The sequence below is a fragment of the Fictibacillus phosphorivorans genome, assembly GCF_001629705.1.
GTDB classification, from domain to species: domain Bacteria; phylum Bacillota; class Bacilli; order Bacillales; family Fictibacillaceae; genus Fictibacillus; species Fictibacillus phosphorivorans_A.
The window spans coordinates 2,298,692-2,318,454 of sequence record NZ_CP015378.1 but is presented as its reverse complement, the minus strand read 5'-3'; the positions used below and the strand labels follow the sequence as shown (position 1 = coordinate 2,318,454).

At 39.4% G+C, this 19,763-nt stretch carries 23 protein-coding genes and 1 riboswitch; of the genes, 11 read left to right on the top strand and 12 right to left on the bottom strand.

The features are described 5' to 3' along the window. Positions 1-572 precede the first annotated feature (572 nt). On the top strand, positions 573-824 hold the full coding sequence (locus tag ABE65_RS11820; RefSeq protein WP_066395092.1) for a hypothetical protein: 252 nt from the start codon (positions 573-575) through the stop codon (positions 822-824). Between the two features lie 523 nt (positions 825-1,347). Next, positions 1,348-1,791, top strand: coding sequence for a JAB domain-containing protein (locus ABE65_RS11815; protein ID WP_082861404.1), 444 nt, complete (start codon positions 1,348-1,350; stop codon positions 1,789-1,791). An 80-nt stretch (positions 1,792-1,871) separates the two neighbouring features. Here the strand turns inward: ABE65_RS11815 and ABE65_RS11810 are convergent, their stop codons facing one another. The 3 genes from ABE65_RS11810 to ABE65_RS11800 are packed head-to-tail and all read right to left on the bottom strand — an operon-like array spanning position 1,872 to position 4,302. Beyond that, positions 1,872-2,258: a hypothetical protein gene (locus ABE65_RS11810; RefSeq protein ID WP_156499170.1), complete on the bottom strand. Its 387-nt coding sequence runs from the start codon at positions 2,256-2,258 to the stop codon at positions 1,872-1,874. 19 nt (positions 2,259-2,277) lie between these two features. Further along, positions 2,278-2,652, bottom strand: coding sequence for a carboxymuconolactone decarboxylase family protein (locus tag ABE65_RS11805; RefSeq protein ID WP_082861403.1), 375 nt, complete (start codon positions 2,650-2,652; stop codon positions 2,278-2,280). A gap of 18 nt (positions 2,653-2,670) precedes the next feature. Then, positions 2,671-4,302, bottom strand: a complete 1,632-nt coding sequence (locus tag ABE65_RS11800; RefSeq protein WP_066395081.1) for a thiamine pyrophosphate-binding protein — start codon at positions 4,300-4,302, stop codon at positions 2,671-2,673. 66 nt (positions 4,303-4,368) lie between these two features. Then, a riboswitch (cyclic di-GMP riboswitch) is annotated at positions 4,369-4,454 on the bottom strand. Positions 4,455-4,752: 298 nt separating this feature from the next. Here ABE65_RS11800 and ABE65_RS22230 point away from each other — a divergent pair. Next, positions 4,753-4,887 (top strand): putative holin-like toxin, encoded by a 135-nt coding sequence (locus ABE65_RS22230; RefSeq protein ID WP_231887798.1) that lies wholly within the window; start codon positions 4,753-4,755, stop codon positions 4,885-4,887. A 205-nt stretch (positions 4,888-5,092) separates the two neighbouring features. Here ABE65_RS22230 and ABE65_RS11795 read toward each other — a convergent pair whose 3' ends face one another. After that, complete coding sequence (locus ABE65_RS11795; RefSeq protein ID WP_066395079.1) at positions 5,093-5,494, bottom strand: MarR family winged helix-turn-helix transcriptional regulator; 402 nt, start codon at positions 5,492-5,494, stop codon at positions 5,093-5,095. 300 nt (positions 5,495-5,794) lie between these two features. On the opposite strand from ABE65_RS11795, the gene ABE65_RS11790 reads away from it, so the two are divergent. After that, positions 5,795-6,901 (top strand): beta-ketoacyl-[acyl-carrier-protein] synthase family protein, encoded by a 1,107-nt coding sequence (locus ABE65_RS11790; protein WP_066395077.1) that lies wholly within the window; start codon positions 5,795-5,797, stop codon positions 6,899-6,901. Here the strand turns inward: ABE65_RS11790 and ABE65_RS22225 are convergent, their stop codons facing one another. After that, entirely contained in the window at positions 6,902-7,705 is an 804-nt protein-coding gene (locus ABE65_RS22225; protein WP_156499168.1) for an efflux RND transporter permease subunit, read from the bottom strand. A gap of 23 nt (positions 7,706-7,728) precedes the next feature. Between ABE65_RS22225 and ABE65_RS22435 the strand changes: the two genes are divergently transcribed. Beyond that, positions 7,729-7,914: a CPBP family intramembrane glutamic endopeptidase gene (locus tag ABE65_RS22435; RefSeq protein WP_082861402.1), complete on the top strand. Its 186-nt coding sequence runs from the start codon at positions 7,729-7,731 to the stop codon at positions 7,912-7,914. Positions 7,915-8,247: 333 nt separating this feature from the next. On the opposite strand, the gene ABE65_RS11780 is transcribed toward ABE65_RS22435, so the two are convergent. From ABE65_RS11780 to ABE65_RS11755, 6 genes are all read right to left on the bottom strand, one after another. Then, on the bottom strand, positions 8,248-8,907 hold the full coding sequence (locus tag ABE65_RS11780; protein ID WP_231887797.1) for a hypothetical protein: 660 nt from the start codon (positions 8,905-8,907) through the stop codon (positions 8,248-8,250). A gap of 16 nt (positions 8,908-8,923) precedes the next feature. Further along, positions 8,924-9,421, bottom strand: a complete 498-nt coding sequence (locus ABE65_RS11775) for a PadR family transcriptional regulator (RefSeq protein WP_066395067.1) — start codon at positions 9,419-9,421, stop codon at positions 8,924-8,926. 22 nt (positions 9,422-9,443) lie between these two features. Continuing rightward, positions 9,444-11,909: an ABC transporter permease gene (locus tag ABE65_RS11770; protein WP_066395064.1), complete on the bottom strand. Its 2,466-nt coding sequence runs from the start codon at positions 11,907-11,909 to the stop codon at positions 9,444-9,446. Then, entirely contained in the window at positions 11,872-12,603 is a 732-nt protein-coding gene (locus tag ABE65_RS11765; RefSeq protein ID WP_066395062.1) for an ABC transporter ATP-binding protein, read from the bottom strand. The genes ABE65_RS11770 and ABE65_RS11765 overlap by 38 nt, the downstream gene beginning before the upstream one ends. Positions 12,604-12,696: 93 nt before the next feature. Beyond that, positions 12,697-13,404 carry a 4'-phosphopantetheinyl transferase family protein gene (locus tag ABE65_RS11760; protein WP_066395060.1) on the bottom strand — a complete coding sequence of 236 codons (708 nt, stop codon included), beginning with the start codon at positions 13,402-13,404 and terminating at the stop codon, positions 12,697-12,699. 164 nt (positions 13,405-13,568) lie between these two features. Further along, entirely contained in the window at positions 13,569-13,850 is a 282-nt protein-coding gene (locus ABE65_RS11755; RefSeq protein ID WP_066395057.1) for a hypothetical protein, read from the bottom strand. 190 nt (positions 13,851-14,040) lie between these two features. On the opposite strand from ABE65_RS11755, the gene ABE65_RS11750 reads away from it, so the two are divergent. Next, the gene (locus tag ABE65_RS11750; protein ID WP_231887796.1) at positions 14,041-14,805 is read left to right on the top strand and encodes an ArdC family protein; all 765 of its coding nucleotides are present in this window, start codon (positions 14,041-14,043) and stop codon (positions 14,803-14,805) included. Between the two features lie 110 nt (positions 14,806-14,915). Here the strand turns inward: ABE65_RS11750 and ABE65_RS11745 are convergent, their stop codons facing one another. Further along, positions 14,916-15,653, bottom strand: a complete 738-nt coding sequence (locus ABE65_RS11745; RefSeq protein ID WP_231887795.1) for a CPBP family intramembrane glutamic endopeptidase — start codon at positions 15,651-15,653, stop codon at positions 14,916-14,918. A gap of 575 nt (positions 15,654-16,228) precedes the next feature. On the opposite strand from ABE65_RS11745, the gene ABE65_RS11740 reads away from it, so the two are divergent. The 5 genes from ABE65_RS11740 to ABE65_RS11720 all read left to right on the top strand — a co-directional run bounded on the left by ABE65_RS11740 (position 16,229) and on the right by ABE65_RS11720 (position 19,761). Further along, entirely contained in the window at positions 16,229-16,987 is a 759-nt protein-coding gene (locus tag ABE65_RS11740; protein ID WP_066395055.1) for a carotenoid biosynthesis protein, read from the top strand. A 271-nt stretch (positions 16,988-17,258) separates the two neighbouring features. After that, a complete protein-coding gene (locus tag ABE65_RS11735; protein ID WP_066395053.1) occupies positions 17,259-18,428 on the top strand; it encodes a cation:proton antiporter in 1,170 nt (389 codons plus the stop codon). 90 nt (positions 18,429-18,518) lie between these two features. Then, positions 18,519-19,091, top strand: coding sequence for a TetR/AcrR family transcriptional regulator (locus tag ABE65_RS11730; RefSeq protein ID WP_066395050.1), 573 nt, complete (start codon positions 18,519-18,521; stop codon positions 19,089-19,091). A gap of 14 nt (positions 19,092-19,105) precedes the next feature. Continuing rightward, positions 19,106-19,447 carry a DMT family transporter gene (locus tag ABE65_RS11725; RefSeq protein ID WP_066395045.1) on the top strand — a complete coding sequence of 114 codons (342 nt, stop codon included), beginning with the start codon at positions 19,106-19,108 and terminating at the stop codon, positions 19,445-19,447. Continuing rightward, positions 19,447-19,761, top strand: coding sequence for a DMT family transporter (locus tag ABE65_RS11720; protein ID WP_066395042.1), 315 nt, complete (start codon positions 19,447-19,449; stop codon positions 19,759-19,761). The genes ABE65_RS11725 and ABE65_RS11720 overlap by 1 nt, the downstream gene beginning before the upstream one ends. Positions 19,762-19,763: the final 2 nt, after the last annotated feature.

Here is a 19,763-nt window from a genome sequence, read left to right as displayed (position 1 = left end):
AATGGAGCTGGTGTCATTCTATTATTTGACCATTATACGAACTGGATCGCTTTGCCCACAGCTGCGTTTTGGTTGGTCACTTGGTGTTTTCTGTAGATGATACTCAAATGGTTCTTTAAGGTGTTAACCTTTATCTCTAAGTTTTGAGCAATGATTTTTGATCGTTAAATGGTACTAAATTAGAGATTAGCCATGAACATTCATAAACTCCTTCTCTAAATGGTCGATAATATAGGGCAGTGATCAGAAGATGACAATCTAGCAAGTAGGTAGCAACGTAAACACGTTCGCATCACATATTGAAGAAATTAGAAGATGAATGATGATCACTAATAAAAATATTTTGAACTTATGGTAGAGTCGAGGTTAGGGAGATGAAGAAACGTACTAGTGGAGAAGAGAAGTTTATCTCACATGTTTTCTAAGCGGTTTTAGATAACAATCGTGAGCTGTTGCATGGATTATTTCTTATTCATGGTCAGCATCATTACATTTCTTTTGAACTCGAGACTTTTATCCAAAATCATCCCATCGTAAAAGATACTCATTGTATTTGTTTAGTGGGAGGGGACGTGATCAACTATCTTCATCTTAAAGCAGGAGATCGTGATCTTTCCAGATTCTATGTAAGACGTTCCCTCTCTCAGTTGGTCCAAGGTGCTAAAAAGTTAGCCCAAGAAGCATTCGAAGAATACGAGAACGAATACATTCGTAACTTCATCAAGTTGTTAAACAACCAAAACACAACACTCTCTTACTTGGAGCAACTGAAAGATAAAATTCTAAAGCGTATAATAGCAGAAGATATTGAAGATACTCAGTGATAATTTGTGAACAAACGTGTTTGTTTGCAATTTCACTGACCCCGATGGGGGTGAATCATGTAATGAGAGGGGGAGAGCGTATTCTTCCCCTTAGTTAATTACAACTTTATAGAGATTAAAAATAATAACAATTCATAAATCAATAAAACGCGATTTAATTGACTGACAAACTGACAAACATCATCCCTGGGGTACAGCGCCTGGGGATTTTTTATTTTCAATCCGTGATTTAAAAGTGTGTACATGCAAGGAGAGGGGAGGAAAAGCATTCTCCCCCTTTTTATATTGTTAAACAGTCATTTAAGAAGAGGTTCCAAGGAGAAACCCTCATCTTTTCCTCTTTGTTCTTTTCATTGTAAGTCTTCCCTCGTAAGAGAAGTAAAGGGATGCTTTATGTTTCACTTCAAGCAAACTTTGTGAACTTTTTTATTTAAAAAACTTGCACAAACTTCAAAGTCCCTTGACTCTCTTTTCGTGAAGAACTTTAACACTTTCTCAAACAAAGAGAGGAGCTGTTAAAGCTATGGAGAAAATGTACGAAATTCAACAGATCAAACAAGTGATCAAGGAGGTAGAGGGAAGTGAGAAACACATGGTACGCTCACCCATCGATGCCGCTGTAGTCGCAGCGGAGATCATCGGAGACGAAGACCGTGAAGTGTTTCTTGTGATGTGTCTCAATACAAAGAACCGAATCGTCGCGGTTCATCGATGTCACGTAGGGTCACTTGCAGCAAGCATCGTACATCCGCGGGAGGTGTTCAAGTCAGCGATACTCAACAACGCGATGTCGATCATCGTGTCTCATCAACATCCTTCTGGAGACACGACACCTTCAAGAGAAGACATCGAAGTCACAAGACGTTTGATCGAAGCGGGAAAAGTACTTGGCATTGAAGTACTAGACCACTTGATCGTGAACGCACATGCCGAATATACAAGTCTAAAAGAAAAGGGCTATCTGTAACCTCTATGAAGGGAAAGAGCGAACTTCGTTCTTTCCTTTTTAAAAAAGCCCTCCTGTATAAACAGGAGGGCAACTAGTGATCAGAACGGGAAAGAAGTTAGGTTGATGAAAGCGAGTGCTTCTTTTTCATCCATGAAGGCTTTCACTTTATCAGTTGTTCCTGTGTTCTTCGAGATACGGTTGATCTGCATCTGTTGGATGATATCTTTACAGATCACAACGTTCTTCTCAACGTTTTGAGCGACAACGTCCATCAAATCAGACCAAACCTGTTGTACGTCTGGTTTATAAGGACCATTCAGTTCACGGTTGTCCACGATAAAGTACTTGATGCTTGGGCTGCTTACTTCTTTCTTAACTCTTTCTGCGATCTCTTTTGCTTCTTCGATCGTGATCATCGTAGTCGTAGCTCTCCAATAAAAAACTCCACTATGTACCTTTGTTACTGCTTTAGTTGCGTTCATCATACATTCCTCCATTTTGTTTTTATTCTACTAATCCATTCTCAACAAAAATCTCATGTGCGGAATAAACCGCATTGATTGCTCGCGGGAAACCTGTATACGGTGCCGCGTGAAGAATGATCTCAAAAATCTCTTCTTTTGTCAGACCCGCATGCAGAGCTGCGTTGATATGAAATTTTAATGCAGATTCTGTATTTCCTTGAGCGATTAAGATGGATAGTGTGATGATCTCTTGTTGTTTTAGATCGAGTACGTCGCGTTCATATAACTCTTTATGAAGCTTTGTGGCTAGATCACCAAGATCGGGGAAGACCTCTTTAAGATTCTTCATGATCGATACACCTTTCTTGCCAGAAAGGTTCTCAAGGCTTTTCATTTCTTCTGTTTGTGTTGACACTTCCTTCACCTCCTCGGTTTACCCTCTTTGTAAAGTAGGCGGGATCTCTTCTTGGTCTACCATGACTTCAATCACGGTCGGACCTTCATGATGATTCAGTCCACTTTTTACAGCTGTTCTTAACTCTTCTAGTTTCCAACACTTAAAGGCGCGGGCGCCCATGGCTTCACTAAACTTTTCTACATCCAGTTCTTGTTTGAAACGTGTACCTACCGCTTTACCCACGTTCTTAGACATCCCTTTATCAACCATATCCAATCGACCGTTGTTAAAGATCACAAACAGAGTTGCTGCTCCAAGGTCGACCGCAGTTGATATCTCATTACCATGCATGAAGAAGCATCCATCGCCCGCTAGACAGACGATTGGTTTTTCAGGTCTACTCACTTTTGCTCCGATGCTGTACCCGATCGCATGTCCCATCGCTCCAAACACATCATCAAAATAAAATGAACCAGGAACGGGAAGGGAGAGGTGTTTGATGGCATAAAACGAATGGCTACCATCATCACCGAAGAATACCGTCTCGCTAGGTAGAGATTCTCGTAGTGTTAAGATGATGTCTTTTGATAACATCCTCTCGGTAGTTGATCCTTCTTCCACACTTGTTTCTTTGAGAATCTGTGGTCGTGGACGAGCATTTTCTCCGTTCCATAAACTCAACAAACTTCTCACGTTACTTGCCGCATCTCCAAGGATATGATGCGTAATAGCCGGAATCGATTTACCGATGAACGTATGATCATAATCAAAATGGATGATAGTCTCCGGGTAGCGAGACGGGTCCAGACCGACGATCGACATGTCTGATAACTTAGAACCTATCACGATTACAAGATCACTTCTTTGAGTAAGATAGTCTGCTGACCGATCTGATCCTCCGAGCCCGAATCCATCTAGAGAAAGTTCATGGGTGGTAGGGAACGTGCCTTTTCCACCGGGTGTCGTCATCACAGGGATGCTGAAGGCTTCTGCCAACTGTATGACTTCTTCGTAGGCATGTGAAGCATGAACGCCTTTTCCTAAGATCATCACGGGACGTTTTGCGTTATGAATACTTGTTAAAGCTTCTTGTAACGACTCTTTCGTCGCAACCATCTGTGGCGCCTCTTTCGGTTGCAAGAGGAAAGGTTCTATCTCCTCAAGCAACACATCCATCGGAATGGAGAGGTGAACCGGTCCTTTAACGCCATGAAGCGCTTTTTCGATCGCATGTGTAAAGTAGCTCTGAAACGATTCAGCACGATCAACTCTTGCGCTGAACTTTGTGACGGGTTCAAACATCTTTATAAGATCGGTACCAAAAGAAGTGGAGTCCTGACCGAACGGTTTTCCGATGTCTTTAGAAGAAGGTTGTCCAGTTAAGAACAACACGGGTAGATGCCAAGCTTTCGCCTGTGCGGCAGCTGTTAATAGATTGGTCCCTCCAGGTCCAGAGGTTCCGATGGCAACACCGATCGTTTTATTCATGAGAGAGTAACCAGAAGCGATGTAGCCAGCTCCACCTTCATGTCTGGTTAGGTTAAAAGGGATTCCTTGTCGATCAAGTTCCAGCAGAATCGGTACGACGGCTTTACCTGGAATACCAAATGTGTGTTCAACGCCTAAGTTTTTTAAGTTCATCACAAGAACGTCTGCAATTTTTTTCATGGATGTATCTCCTTTGTTCATAAAAAAACGACCTATTGAGTAGCACAAATAGGACGTTTTAAAACGTTGTGCAACCCAGCCATCCTAGCAATTCTGCTTTAGATCTGTAGGCTTTGCGTCCCCGTCTTTCGGCGGGTTTGCCTTATTCTCTTTTTTAAGTGGATCCCAGCTGGAATCAGGAATTACCATATGTACAACTATCCTATCGGTATGAAGAATGAATTTATTAAGTTATAAACTGTAATAAAATATTTCTGAATTTAAATAACATTCTGTTTAATATATTATCTAATTGTATTGTTATCTTTAATATATGCTTATATGTATAAAACCACATATATGTTGTTGTATATGAGGTTTTATAAAAGGGAAAGAAAAAGGGAATGGCGACAATTAATCTGGAGCAAAAGGGAGGACTTTTCTATGATATAATAAGAGGAACAGCTACATATGCAGGGTGGGCAGTGGCAATCCCCGGTAAGAAAGGGGGTGTCGCTGATGGTTACTGTTTCTGATACACTAACACTCATGATCTCTTTTGCAACACTGATCGTTGCAGTAATCGCGGTTACAACAAAAAAGTAACCCACCCTGCTGGCCGCTGGTGATAGGTTACTTTTTTGTATCTCTATTTACTTAAAGCCACTGCACTTCTTGCAGAATAGCTGTTATGGGGTATCGGTTGGTGGCCGATGCTCCCTTTTTATACTATGTTCTATCTAAGACCATTATAAACCTTTAAATCGTCTATTTCAATATACGTCTATTTAAACCACATTGGTATTTGTTATTAAACATCTATCTTGGACAGAATCTGATTGAACACGATTCTTTCTTCTAACGATATATTCTCTTCCATTCTCTTCATTATATCTTCTGTTTTCCTTTTCAGTTGTTCCGCTTTAACCATTCCATTATCTGAAAGGCTTATACTTACACTTCTCCTGTCAAGCTGGTTATATTTTCTTTGGATAAGACCCTTCTTAATCAGTTTATCGCTAAGTGCCGATACTGAGGGTTGTTTGACATACATTTTTAAAGCTATCTCCGTAACTGTCATATTCTTATATTTTTTCACTAACAAAAGCATATGGACTTGTATAAATCCAAGTGATTCTCCATTGGTTATCTCATCTTTAATATTTACTACCGTTTGAAGTAAAACAATAAAGTTTATTGACTCCCTCTTCATTTCTATCACGACTTCCCTTATTCAAAAGTCTAAAGTTTGGCTTAGACTTCTTTGGTGTAGCTTTTACTTTATTCCTTTACAGATTATCAAAAAATAAATCGATTTTCATAGAACTATTTATTTCAAGGAAACAAAAGTATTTGTTTTAAAAAGAAGAGAACGAAATCCGTTCTTCTCGAAAGGAAAAAAGCAAAAAAATTCATAAGCTACTGTGAACCTTAAAGTTGCGGAAATTACGGATGTGGTGATTAACGCAATATTTGTAGAATTGACATGATATTAGTTAAGAAGGAGCTACTTATGCGAAAAAAAGTGGTTATAACGGGAATGGGAATCATCTCACCAATCGGTCATACCCTTGACTCTTTTTGGTTCAACTTGAGTAAAGGAGTCAGTGGGATTGATTATATCCAATCTTTTGACACATCGACCTTCTCCTCAAGAATCGGAGGAGAAATAAAAAATTTTGATCCGACCGAATATTTATCTTCTAAAGAGATCAATCGAACGGATACATTCACACATTATGCTTTGGCAGCTACTCGTGAAGCTATTGAACAAGCTTCACTAGATATGAAAGAACTCGACCCGTTTAGTGTAGGTGTTTTAGTTGGGTCAGGTTCAGGTGGGACAGGTATGATTCTTGAAAACCATCAGACATTACTCACGAAAGGAGCAAGAAGAGTCAGTCCTTATCTTGCATCTGGGATGCTCATCAACTCAAGCGTAAGTGAGATCGCAATTAAACTTGGCGCAAAAGGAAAGAGTGGTTCTTTCGTTACTGCTTGTGCGGCAAGCAGCAACTGTATCGGTGAAGCGATGCGTGCTATCCAATATGGTGATGCGGATATCATGATTGCCGGAGGAACTGAAGGAGCCATCACACCACTGGATCTAGCATCGTTCACTAAGATAAATGCATTGTCCACCCGAAACGACTCTCCACAAGAAGCCAGCCGGCCTTTCGATCGTTCTCGGGACGGCTTCGTGATCGGATCAGGTGGAGGGATCGTCGTTTTAGAGTCAGAAGAATCAGCGCTCCGTCGTGGAGTTCCCATTATCGCTGAACTCGCAGGGTACGGAGCTACTAACGATGCATACGGTGTAACTGCTCCTGACCCTGAAGGAGATGGTGTCATCATGGCCATGAAACGAGCGATACAAGATGCGAACCTCACACCTGATGACATCGACTACGTCAACGCACATGGCACGAGTACCAAATTAAATGATCAGTCTGAAACGTACGCGATAAAAAAAGTGTTCGGTGAACGAGCCTACGAGTTACCGATCAGTTCCATCAAATCGATGACGGGTCATTTATTGGGTGGTGCTGGGGCAGCCGAGCTAATCGCGAGTGTGTTATCTGTTATCCATACAGAACAAATTGGTACCGCCAACTATTAATCATTCAGAACCAGATGAAGATATGAACTTAAACTTTGTGCCTAACCGAGCGCAGAACCATCGCATCAGAACGGTTTTGAGTAATTCTTTTGGTTTTGGAGGACATAACGCTTGTTTAGTCGTGAAAGAGTGGGAAGAGGAGAGGGCCATCTTCTCTTTGATGCCATCTACCACTTTAACTGTGTTTCCTGCAGCACTTTTATAGATTTGAATCCCGATTGCTTCCTTTCCGTTGATTCTGGCAACGGATTGTTCTTTTGTGACTTCTTTTACTTCAGCCAGTTGCCCTAGCGTCACGAAGCCTTCAGCATTTTCAATCGTGGGAACCTCTAGACTTTTTAAATCGTCGATCGAAGCGACTGCTCCATTCACGACGAAAGCTTGTCCTTTTTGCTCGACCACTTGTAAGCCGAGCGGTGTATCTTTGCTCAATGCTTTTACATATTCTACAACGTTCTCTTCTTGGAGTTTAAACTGACTCAACTTCTCAGGAGAGAACGAGAGTTGTATCTCTTTTTGTTTGTTACCGATGACTTTGGCTTCTGAAACCCCTTCGATGCTCTCAAAATCTCTTTTGATGTCATCTTCTGCGATCTTACTGAGTTCTTCGATACTTCGTTTGTCATCCGCGAGTGACAACACGAGGATCGGAAAATCGTTAAAGCTTAATCTTGCTACTTTCGGTTGTTCTGTTGCAGCAGGAAGTTCGATCGTAGAGACGATCTCTTTTACTTCACGCTCTGCCTCTTCCATATTCTTCTTGAGGTCATCATTTGGAAACGTTTCTCTTCTTCCTTCTAACACGTGAGTAAAAACAGTGGCCGGCCATACTTTTAAATGCCATCATCTTCTCTCTTGTTCACCTACCCTCACTCGACATCCTACCTGTAAACATCGTGAACGGAATCTTGTTCGCTCTTGCATATGAAAAGACAAGATCCATCTATGTTCCTATGATTATTCATGGTTTGTTTAACGCCATCCTGTTCCTAGGAGTACTGATTGGAAATTAATAAGTAGATTCGAACCGATAGCAAACCAAAACGAGTATAAAATCTGATAGATTTTATACTCGTTTTTGATTGAAAAACCGTTCAAACAAGTGCTGAATTAGAAATTGCTTATTTAGAAGTTACTATGATGTTTCCAAGAAGTATATTACTTAGATTTATTTAGGGAGGTCTGACTTGTTCGTTGAAATTCTTCCTGTGGGAAAGGGGAGTGAGATAAAAAAAGACCCACATTGGTCCGCATTGTTAAGAGGCGTTGTGGGTTCTGTTAACTATAAGGTATCATGACTTAATGTTAAAAAGAAGAACTAAGTTGTCACGATTTGCTCTTGTATACTAGTTATTTGAAAAGACGGATTTTTTCTCATTCTTCGGAAAGAACGTGTACGATAGGGACGTGACTCCGTCGATGACTAAGACAAGGGTCCAGATTCTACTCAGGTTGTTCATCGATTTGTTGTTGAACGGATAGAGTGCATCTTTGCTGCTGAACCACTGAGACAACAACTGTTCGATGTTTTCAGTTTGTGTGAGCTGATCGGAAAGACCGTATACAAGGAACATACCAATATGGGCCAGGATGAAGATCGAGAGGTGTATCGCAAAATGTTTTCTCTCTTGACGTGCTAGGTCTTTACCATAGAGCTTCTCGGGTCCTTTTAACTCAGGAATCGGCTCACCCTTCCATTTCGCTACCTTTTTCTGAATAAAGATATCCAGTTTTCTAAAATCAGACTTACCGTAAGTGAGTGCATAGACGATGATGATCAAGATGACGATTTGGTAGCTCGTAAAGTTTCCGGTCTTCAGATAATCCATGAATCCCATGGTCGCGATCCAGAGGTCGTTGATGATAAAAAGGAAAAAGAAGACGATGCTTAATTTCTTTAGGTTGAACCAATAGCGAACGACAAGGAACGTTAATGAGAAAATCCAAAAGAAAACTTCTGCGATGATCAAGAACTGCCATTTATTTTCTAAGATAAAGTCCATCATAATGTTTACCTCTCCTTTAATCGGGGATAATTTCTAACCATTTCATATCTGCTTCAAGGTGAAGGATCTTCCCATCTATCAGATAAAGTATGGTCTCATTCTCTTTTGTAAAAGGGATGTTCTTCCTTAATAGCTGCAGTTCTAAGATGTTTTTAATGATCGTCTCTTTTTGCTGTTTGACCATCTTCTCTAGGTTGAACGAACTCAGTTGTTTCACACATAACAGTTTAAAATAAAAATCGTCTTTTAAAAGTGGCTTCTCCACAGGTTCCAGCAGCCACTTTTGTATTTCCTCCTCACCCTTAGCGGTAATACGATAGATACGAAGGTCTGTCTCTTCTTCAGAAGATGCATCTACAAGCCCATCTCTGACCAGCCGGTCGATGGTTGTATAGATCTGACCGGCGTTGATCTCCCATTGTCTATAGACCATAGATTCAAAGGACACTTTTAGATCGTATCGATGCCTAGGTGATTGTGATAAGAGAATTAAGATGGCATGCTTTACTGACATAAAAACTCCTCATTCCTTCTTTTTACTCATGTTTTAACGCTTGTTGAAGATCGTATTTTACAGCCTTCCGAGCAGGTAAGTACGCTGCTAGAAGACTTACAATCACTCCCATCAGTATACTAACGAGTAACGTACTGAACGGCAGTGTGAATTCGATCATCTCATCTTTTGTCGTTAACGTGTTGAGGTAGATGGTTATAACTCCCATGATGATACCGAATACGATTCCGTTAATTCCGATCAAAAGCCCTTCTGTCAGGATCGTCTTATAGATCTGTGAAGAGGTAAAAGCTACCGCTCGCATGACTCCGAGTTCACGCATCCTCTCCATTACATTCATGAGTAACGTATTGACGATTCCGATACCAGAAACCAAGATCGTGATGAACAGAAGCCCGTTAAATAGAGCTCTCACACCCGGAATGGCCCGTTCCTGTTTGATCACTTCTTCTCGCATCGTCTGTATCTCCAGAATGTTAAAAGGGGAGGTTGCTAAAAGATCGTTCTTAATCCAGTTCTCTGCACCTTCTTCTGAGACGGTTAATAAGGCATGATAAGGCTGGCTGCCAGGAACGATCATATCGTAACGATCGTTCTCTAAAAACGCTGCATACCCTCCGTGATGATTCGTGTTCACTTTACCGATTACTTTCAACGACTGAACCTCGTTGTTCACACGAACCTTGATGCTTTCTCCCACTTTACCGCCCCATTCATCAAAAGCAAATGAGCCAAGTAGGACGCCTTTTCCGTTTTCAAAGGCGATTGATGTCTTTTCTTGTTCTGTATCAAAATAGAACAGAGGATGTTTCTCGTTCCATTCAGGGTCAACACTCACCATTTTTATCTGTCTTTTTGTTTTATCTGTATCCCACGTAACATCTGTTTCATGGTACGAATAAACATCATCGACCCCACGAACATTCTTCAGTTCTTTAACATCTTGTTCTGTGATCTCTTGTTCGGTCGTGACCTGGATATCTCCACCAAAAGAACGAGCGATATCTTTTTTCGTGTTGTTCTCAAGTGATGTAAAGATAGAGGAGACGAACAAGCCCAGACAGATCGCAAACGCTAAGATCAACGCCATGTTCGCAGACCGATTCAACGTGAGAAGCAAATTATTGCATGCCATCTTTCCTTCAAATCCGATCAACGGCATTCTCTTGATAGACGAAATCGTGTATTTCATCAGTGTAGGAAAGAGCAGTGCAAATCCAAAGAATAAGAAAAAGATGGATAGCGCGTGCTCGATCAATCCGAAACCTAGCATGATGACGCCTAACACAACGCGTAGTTTATTCGTCTTTGGTTTTGATTCTGGTATGTTTTTTAGCGTCTTTATGATATCAAGGCGACTCGCATGAGTCACCGGTAATAAGGATGCTACAAGCGGAATCAACAGACCTAGCGCGATGGAAAGTAATAACGCCCATTGATATTTCATGGAAAAATCGAAATCAGTTTGAAACGAACTAAACAATCCAGTCTGAAGCAACGATCCCAATCCAAAACCGATCGGGAGAGCGATCAAGATACCCATGACAGAGAGTGTTAATACCTCTGTTAAGAAGATTTTCTTGATCTGTGAAGGTGTGTATCCGATCGTCTTCATGACGGCGATCTCATTTTTTCTTTCTACAATCGTGACATACAGAGTGTTATATAAGATGAATGCAGATATGAACATCGCGAGTCCGCCGATCACATACAGCATCAAATAGAGTTCTTCTAACTGATTGGATTGTTTTTCATCTAGAACGACTTCTTGCAGATACACATTATCATCTGAGATCGTTCGTTCTAGGTCCGATACGATTTGGTCGGTAGATTTCTTATCGAACTTCATACGAACTTCTTGTACTTGATCTTCTAAAGAGTACCATTCCTGCAGGGTGTCGAGTGGTAGTAATGCCCGCCAACTTTTGTTCTTTGCATCTTCCCAGCTTGTTGGTCCTTCTAGAAGAGGAGTATCTCCAACAATCGCCGCTACAGTTGTTTGTTTTTTTCCTTCTGGAAGGTTGACGTCGATCGAGTCACCGACAGACAAGTTCCAAATGGCAGCTGTAGACTTTGGAAGAATCACTCCTTCTTTGTTCAGTTCTCCATCAACGTTTGTTAAAGATAACAATTCGCTGTTAAAAGAAGAGAGCCCAGTCAGCCGGATCCTTCTTTGGTCTTGATCCAGTCCCTCTTGACCGGTATCCACGTAAGCTTGTTTATGGATGAGACCGAGTGAACTCTTCACACCGTCAACATCTTTTGTTTTAGCTAATACGTCTTCAGCAAACAGGTTCTCACGGCTTAAGATAGAATAATCAGCATTTCCCGTATACAGTTCTAACCGTTTCGTCGTAACATCCTGTGCGGTCTCTACCGTACTGATCACAGCGAACATGGAGGAGACTCCGAGTATGATAGCAAGCAGGGTAAGAAGTGTACGTACTTTCTTACGAGTTAAGTTTCGCCAAGATGTTTGCCATAACATCGGTGTTTGCTCCTTCCCCTTGACGGATGTCTGATTCAATCAGGCCGTCTTTGATGAGAATGATACGATCTGCGTAACTTGCTGCGTAAACATCGTGGGTGACCATGATGATCGTAAGTTTCTTTTCTTGGTGAAGTGTCGTGAGTAAGCGAAGTACCTCAGTTCCTGATTTTCGGTCTAAGTTACCGGTCGGTTCATCCGCTAAGATCAAAGGAGGATCCATGCTTAACGCTCTTGCGATGCCTACTCGTTGTTGTTGACCCCCACTCAGTTGAGAAGGATAGTTCTTCTCTTTTCCTGTAAGACTGACCGCGTTCAAAAGGTTTGAGACCGTTTGATGGATATCTGTTCTTTTCTTACTAGCAGCATGCATCGGAAAACCTACGTTCTCTTCAACAGTCAGGTTTGGAAGCAATTGATAGTTCTGAAATATAAAACCAATCTGTTCCCGGCGAAACAGCGTACGCTGTTTTTCACTCATGGTATGGATGGACTCTTCGTTAATCGTGATCGATCCGTTGTCAGGCTGGTCAAGGCCACCTAGAAGATTTAAAAGGGTACTCTTACCAGAACCTGAAGGACCCATGACTGCTATGAACTCTCCTTCTTCTGCTTTAAAGTCTACTCCCTTTAAAACATTGTAGGACTTGGTGCCGATGGTGTAGTTCTTCTCAAGATTCTGCACATGTATCATGGTCTACCTCCTGTGTTATATACTGAGTATATAATAATATATATACTCAGTATATACAATTATATTTACTGAGTATATACAAAATGAGGCAAATTAACCATAAATGAGAGTTTGTGGAAAAGGTCTATTGAGCAGATGTGAGGAGAAATCTAACTGCTTTATATCAACGGGGTTTGATGTACAAATTGATACGATGTTACTTCCTCTCATAAAAGAATTGAGGTGATATTGATCAACTTCCGCGTTTTGAAGCTGAACAGAGGAAGTGACATAACCTGTAATAGCATGAGGAGAGGAACTGAAGCCTGTGCCTTCTGCTTTTAAGATCGCTTCTTTTTGCGTCCATAGATGGAGTAGAGCACTTTCAGGATCTGAAGAGAGCTTGAGTACTTTCATTTCGTTGTCGTTTAAAAAAAGAGAACTAGCTTCTTTCAAACTCTGACCCGTCGTACATTCAATATCTACACCACTACTTCCTTTGGTTATACCGATCACAGCCGAGTGTTTACAGTGGCTGATATTGAAACTGATGTGAAGAGGATTGTCTGTTAAATAAGGCTTACCATATGAATTATAGGAAAGAGAGATTGATGAAGGAATTTCTTCTATATATAACGCTAACAAATGTCTCAACACGTAACGACATTTAAGATAGGTGTCTTTTTGTTCAGAAACTTTGAAGGTGTTCAGCCGAGCGATCTCGTCATCTGAGAGGATAGAGATATCCATATCTAAAGGCTGTTGTAAATCTACAAACCATAAATGAACTTCTGTTGCTGATGCAGTAAGTTGTTCGACCATATCTAGACCTCCTCTTTCATTAACCATACAAGATTCACTCCACGCTTTCTATACGGTTCAATAAAGATTGCGGTAAATACGAGTAAAGAAAATAAAAAAGAAAAAAACACCTGTTTTTGAACTTTAAACAAGTGTTTAAGATAGTACATTTTGTTATCTATTTATTATGATTCATTGATCATCTTGGTGGGATAGATCAATGAAGAATATCTCCATAAAGAATATAAGTTACAGTTTTGACATCTACTGATGGAGATAACGTGGTTCTGGTCCGAATAATCAGGATCTGATAGTGTGGAAACGCGCTTTGAATCGAGTGCTTTACTTGTGTAATCTTGTTCATTGTGGTGGATCTCATCCCACGCGTGTTCAGATAGTTCTCCGCAGTGAGGACAATTAAAAGTCTTCGCTGAAAAAGTAGGTGGGGAATATGTATCTAATTCCATCTCTTCTCTTCCTTCCTAATGTCTATTACAAAAAACCATTCTCTAATGACCCTATCAATAGAATAGCTTGTTTGTAAAAAAATTTAAGAGGTTATTCCAAGGATACTCTATACTGAAGTGCATGGATGATAATAATACAGTTCTCAAACATAAAACAATTTTCATAAAAAATTAAAGGACTCTATTGATAGTGTCGTTTTCGTTTTTTACTCGAAATAGTATTTTTCATCTGAAAGCTTATCGCGGAATCAACACGTTCTTACTTCCTGCTGGAGAGTACCCGACGTTTAAACAAATCACAGAAGCGGGAGGGAAGGTGAAGAAAGGGGCTAAATCTCATATGGTGGTGTTCTGGACGTGGCTAGAGAAGGAAGCGGATGACGAAAATGAAGATAAAATTCCGTACCTACGTTATTACAGAGTGTTCCACGTTGGTTCTCAAGTGGAGGGACTAGAGAGTAAAAGAAGAGATGAGACGTTTGATCATGATCCCCTTGAAGAAGCAGAAAAAATCGTTAAAGGGTATAGGGATGCGCCGGACTATAGTTCTTATCGAGGGCATGCGGTCTATATGCCACTCATTGATAGAATCAACTGTCCGCCGTTACAAGATTTCACGGTACGAGAAGAGTATTACAGCACCTTGTTTCATGAGATGGTCCACTCTACGGGGCATGAATGTCGGTTGAAACGAGAAGCCATCGTCTCTAAACACTTCGCGTTCGGTGATGAAAGTTATTCCAAAGAAGAGCTTGTTGCGGAGATGGGAGCCGCGATGTTATGCGGGGTAGCGGGTATCGATAACACGATTCCGAACTCCGCGAGTTATATCGAGAGCTGGTTACGAGTATTAAAAGAAGACAGCCGCATCGTCGTACAAGCAGCTGGACAAGCACAAAAAGCGGCCGATTATATTCTCGGAACTGAGGTAGAGAAGGTAAAGATCGCTCCTTAACAGGAGCTTTTTTTTTTACGCATGGAGAAAAAACGGTGTTTTTTTTTATATTATAAGCAGGCATCGAGCCTGCTAAAAGTAATCTTGGAGGTGATGAGTGGTGGGACTAATTAAATAATCCATTCGTTCAATACCATACCCATGTTTATGACAAAATGAAAGACGATTGCGGGATAAATGCTATTTGTTTTTAAGACAACAAACGCATAAAACAGTCCTCCTAGTGAAAAGAGTAGACTCATAACAAAAGGAATCCCTATTGATAGATGTAACAGACCGAATCCGATGCTCGTGGTAACTACAGCGTATGGTGTTGAGATGTTTTCTTTTAAAGATGATAACAGGACTCCTCTCCACAGCAATTCTTCTAATAGAGCGTTGATCAAAGAGAAGAGTAATGCAAACATCAAAAAGTTATTTTCTATCACCACGTCTTCTTTGAAGAAGAGAGGGAGGAAGATTGTAAACGAGCCGAGCAGTCCGAACAGGAAAAAGGTCCGTGTAGGTAACGTATGATGAGGAAATGCAATTCGTCCCCTCCAGTTCGGCATCGAAGTAAAGAAATTTATCTTTTGTTTAGATAACGTTAAAGAGATACAAACACCGATGATCATACATAGAAGTAAACATCTGTTTAATAGAACCTTGGTTTCTTTCGATAGTTCTAAAGAGATAAAATAGTCACTTCCTATAACAAACAAAACCAGCCCTATCGAAAAGAAGATGAATAGAGATAAGGTAGGTCGATATTTGGTGTTTGTTTGGTAGATCAGGAACAACGATAGTACTGAAAGTGTTCCCCAGCCGTACCATCTGTATGAGAAGAAGATGATACTCAGGAAAAACAAACTCGTAAAACTAATAAGTAGGTAATTTCTAAGAAGTTGAATAACGGTCCACTCCTTTTAAATAATCGATCCAGATATTACACACTTCTTAAAAAGAAATGTGGTGTAGCCTCCAAAAGGGAGTATGATACTGAGAGTGAACTGCTTGAATTGCTGTTATACGTCATTTAATAGTTGGTCTAGATCATATTCTTCAAGATTCACAATCAATGGGGTGAGTTCCGTTTTAATAGACTATTCTACATCAGTCTTTTTAAAAAAGAATTTTTGTCAGTTAATAAGTTCATTGTAAATTGTATATTTATGTTAATATAAACTCAACATTTTTCCATTTTTCATGCAACAAATTTTTATCTAAAAAGTACTTCTCGTTATTAAGCGGCATTGAAAACGTTGGTGAAATGCACCTAAGGGATTTATTTAGGGAAATCATAAAACACTTGAGTAGTAATAAACATTATTAGATTTTGGGGTTTAGTTAAACTTAGGTAATAGATGAATATGATTTATTTTTTTGTAGTTCAACCAGTGTTTTGTAATAAAATAGATAAAATCTCATTTTAGGAGTGCTTATAATGTCTACTTTTCAAAAATATCTTTGGACATTTTTTAAAGTTTGGTTCTTAATTGGATTGATTTTAGTTGGATTCTCGCTTTTACCACCTTGGCTTGAGTGGGCAAATGCTGTATTTTTATTTGCCTCTGGTTTATATGCTTCTTGTTATTTGTGGAATGTCTTACCGAAGGGGCGTTTTATCATTCCGCTCATTTTTTTCGGTTCAATCGCTATTGAGTCATTTGGAACTCATACTGGTCTTTTATTTGGGGAGTACACGTATGAAGCAGATTTTGGTCCTATGGTTCTTGGAGTCCCAATTACGATGGGACCTGCGTGGTTATCCGTTATTGGAGCTAGTCATGCATTTTCCCAATTATTTTCATTTCGTTATCAGACAATCGTATTAGTGCCACTTTTCTCTGTATGGCTAGATTTAGCTATCGATCCAGTTGCTGCAAATATAAAAAACTATTGGATTTGGAACGAAGGGGGCTTTTATTATAATATCCCATCACAAAATTTCTTTGGATGGTATGTGACTGCGTTTTTCTTTTCTTTATTTATTGCAAGATACGAAAAAGAAGCAACAACGTATGAGTTAGAGCGTAATAATCAGTATCTCTTTATGATGTTACACCTATTATTTGGTTTTACGGCCTTTATTGCTGGATTGTATGGTGTTTTACTCGTTGGGATCTCGTCTATGATTTGTTACATAATTACAGTGGTTTATTCAATGCGAAAACTGAACTTATTCAAAGTCAAAAATTATTAACTATAACTTTTCTTGCACCGTATTATGTCTTCTTTTTATCTATTTCAATAAGTTGTTGAAGATTGGTTTTCCCGAACAAGATATAGCCTCATCAATATCTTTATTTCACTTGATAGTTGACATCAAAATTATCTGTTGGTAACATTACCTTACGAACGTTCGTTAAGTTGTTTCGGAAATTAAATACTTTTGAATTACATGGAGGAGTCAGTCAAATTGGCCCCTCCATGTTTTTTTGAGTAAAAATTTATGGATTGGAGATGGAATTCGAATGATTGCGTTACAGATTGCACTAGTCTTATTAGCAACTAAAGTGGCGGGTCAGATAAGCGTCAGACTAGGTCAACCTTCGGTTCTTGGGAAAATTCTTGTAGGTATACTCATTGGGCCAGCCATTTTAGGATGGATCAATGAGAATGAGGTAATAAAAACGTTTAGTGAAATTGGTGTTTTGTTATTAATGTTTTTAGCGGGATTGGAAACAAACTTAAAAACCTTAAATGATAATAAAAAAGCAGCTTTACTCGTGGCAACCGGTGGTATCGTTGCACCCATCTTGTTAGGGTATGTAGGAGCTCAAATCTATAATTTTTCACTAGCCGAATCCATTTTTATCGGTTTATTATTATCTGCCACATCAGTAAGTATATCTGTCCAAACATTAAGAGAAATTGGTTGGTTGAAAAGTAAGGAAGGATCTACTTTGCTTGGAGCTGCAGTATTAGATGATGTTATTGTGGTGATATTAATCGCTGTCGCTCTGAGTGTATTTGCAGGTTCAGATACAAACCTGGCATTACTTATCACAAAGAAAATTTTATTTTTTGTATTGGTTATCTTAGCTTCTAAATGGTTGGTACCTATATTTATTAAGCTGTTTTCAAATTTTAAAGTAACCGAGACCATCTTGAGTGCAGGTTTAATTGTTGCCTTTAGTTTTGCCTATTTTGCTGAGTCTTTAGGAGTTGCTGGTATTATTGGCACTTTCTTTGCTGGAATAGCTATTTCTCAAACAAGATTTAAAAAAGAAATGGAGAATAGGGTCGAACCACTTGCGAATGGTTTTTTTGTTCCTTTCTTTTTCACAAGTATTGGTCTAAATGTGACGTTTAGCAGCATAGAAGATCAAATCGGTTTCGTTATCATCTTCTCATTCATTGCATTACTATCTAAATTTGTTGGATCTGGCTTAGGTGCAAAGGTATCAGGATTTTCTAATACTTCATCAATGGGGATAGGTGCTGGTATGATATCTAGAGGGGAAGTTGCCTTAATCCTAGCTACAATGGGTTTAGAAAGTAAACTATTGCCTGCAGATTACTACACTTCTATTATCATGGTTATCATTATTACAACGATTGTCACACCACCCTTGTTAAAGCTATTTTTTGGATTAAAAGAGGATAGACTATATGAGAATAAAATGAATGCAAAGCTGTAATAGACTTTTGCTAGGGTTTTTACTACCAATTGACAACAAAAAAGCTTTCTGATAGCATTTACCTTACGAACGTTCGTTAGGAGAGATGATATGAAGTCAAACCAATTAAAAGAAGTAGCTTTAATCCAATTTGCATTACATGGTTATCAAGGAGCTTCACTAGCAGCTATTGCTGATGAAGTAGGTATAAAAAAACAATCGATCTATGCACATTTTAAGAATAAAGAAGATCTTTTTATCAGCACTTTTAATGACTCCATTCGAAACGAACTTGAAGTTATTAAACGATTTTTACTAGAGAAACATTCATTATCACTCAATGAGATTCTTTATAGTTTTCTTATGGAGTATTTAGATCGTTATCAAAAAGATCATAATATGAGTTTTTTTATGAGAACTTGTTTTTTCCCACCCTTACAATTTGAAGAGCAAATCAAGAGTGGTTCAAATACGTTTGTGAATGAGTTAGAAACGGTGTTCTTAGATGTATTTGATGAAAGAAAGGATGAATATAATTCAAATATTGATCCTGATACGGCAATGTTGTCATTCTTAACTATATTTGATGGACTGCTCGTTGAAATGCTATACGGATTTCCAGACCGTTTAGAAAAACGTCTAACTAGTTCGTGGGATATATATTGGAAGGGTATTACGAAATAAAGGAGAGAAACAAAATGAATCGGGCATGGAGTTTATTAGTTCTAGGTTCCATAGTAGAAATATTCTGGGTGATGGGTTTAAAACATGCAGATGATGCACTCACGTGGACTGGAACTATACTTGCTATCATTCTGTCTTTTGGCCTCTTAATTAAAGCCACTTCACAACTTCCTGTAGGGACAGCTTATGCTGTATTTACTGGGCTTGGTACAACAGGCACGGTATTAATTGAAATGATTGTTTTTGGAGAGCCATTTCAACTTGTAAAAATTATCTTAATACTAGTTCTTCTTGTTGGGGTTATTGGCCTTAAACTTGTAACTGGAAATGCTAAACAAGAAGGGAGCGCTTCATAATGGGCTGGATCTTTCTTGTTTGTGCAGGAATCTTTGAAGTTGTGGGTGTTACGGGCTTAAATCTTATATTACGTAATAAAAACGTCTTTTCGTTTGCTGTCTTTGTCTTAGGATTGGGAAGTAGCTTCACTTTCTTAAGTTTAGCGATGCAAACCTTACCAATGGGAACAGCTTATGCGATATGGACGGGTATCGGTACGGTTGGATCAGGGCTTGTCGGAATACTATTTTATGGAGAATCAAAGAGCATAGCTAGAATTATATTCATGGCTATGGTGTTAAGTGCAGCAATCGGTTTAAAACTTATAAGCTAAGA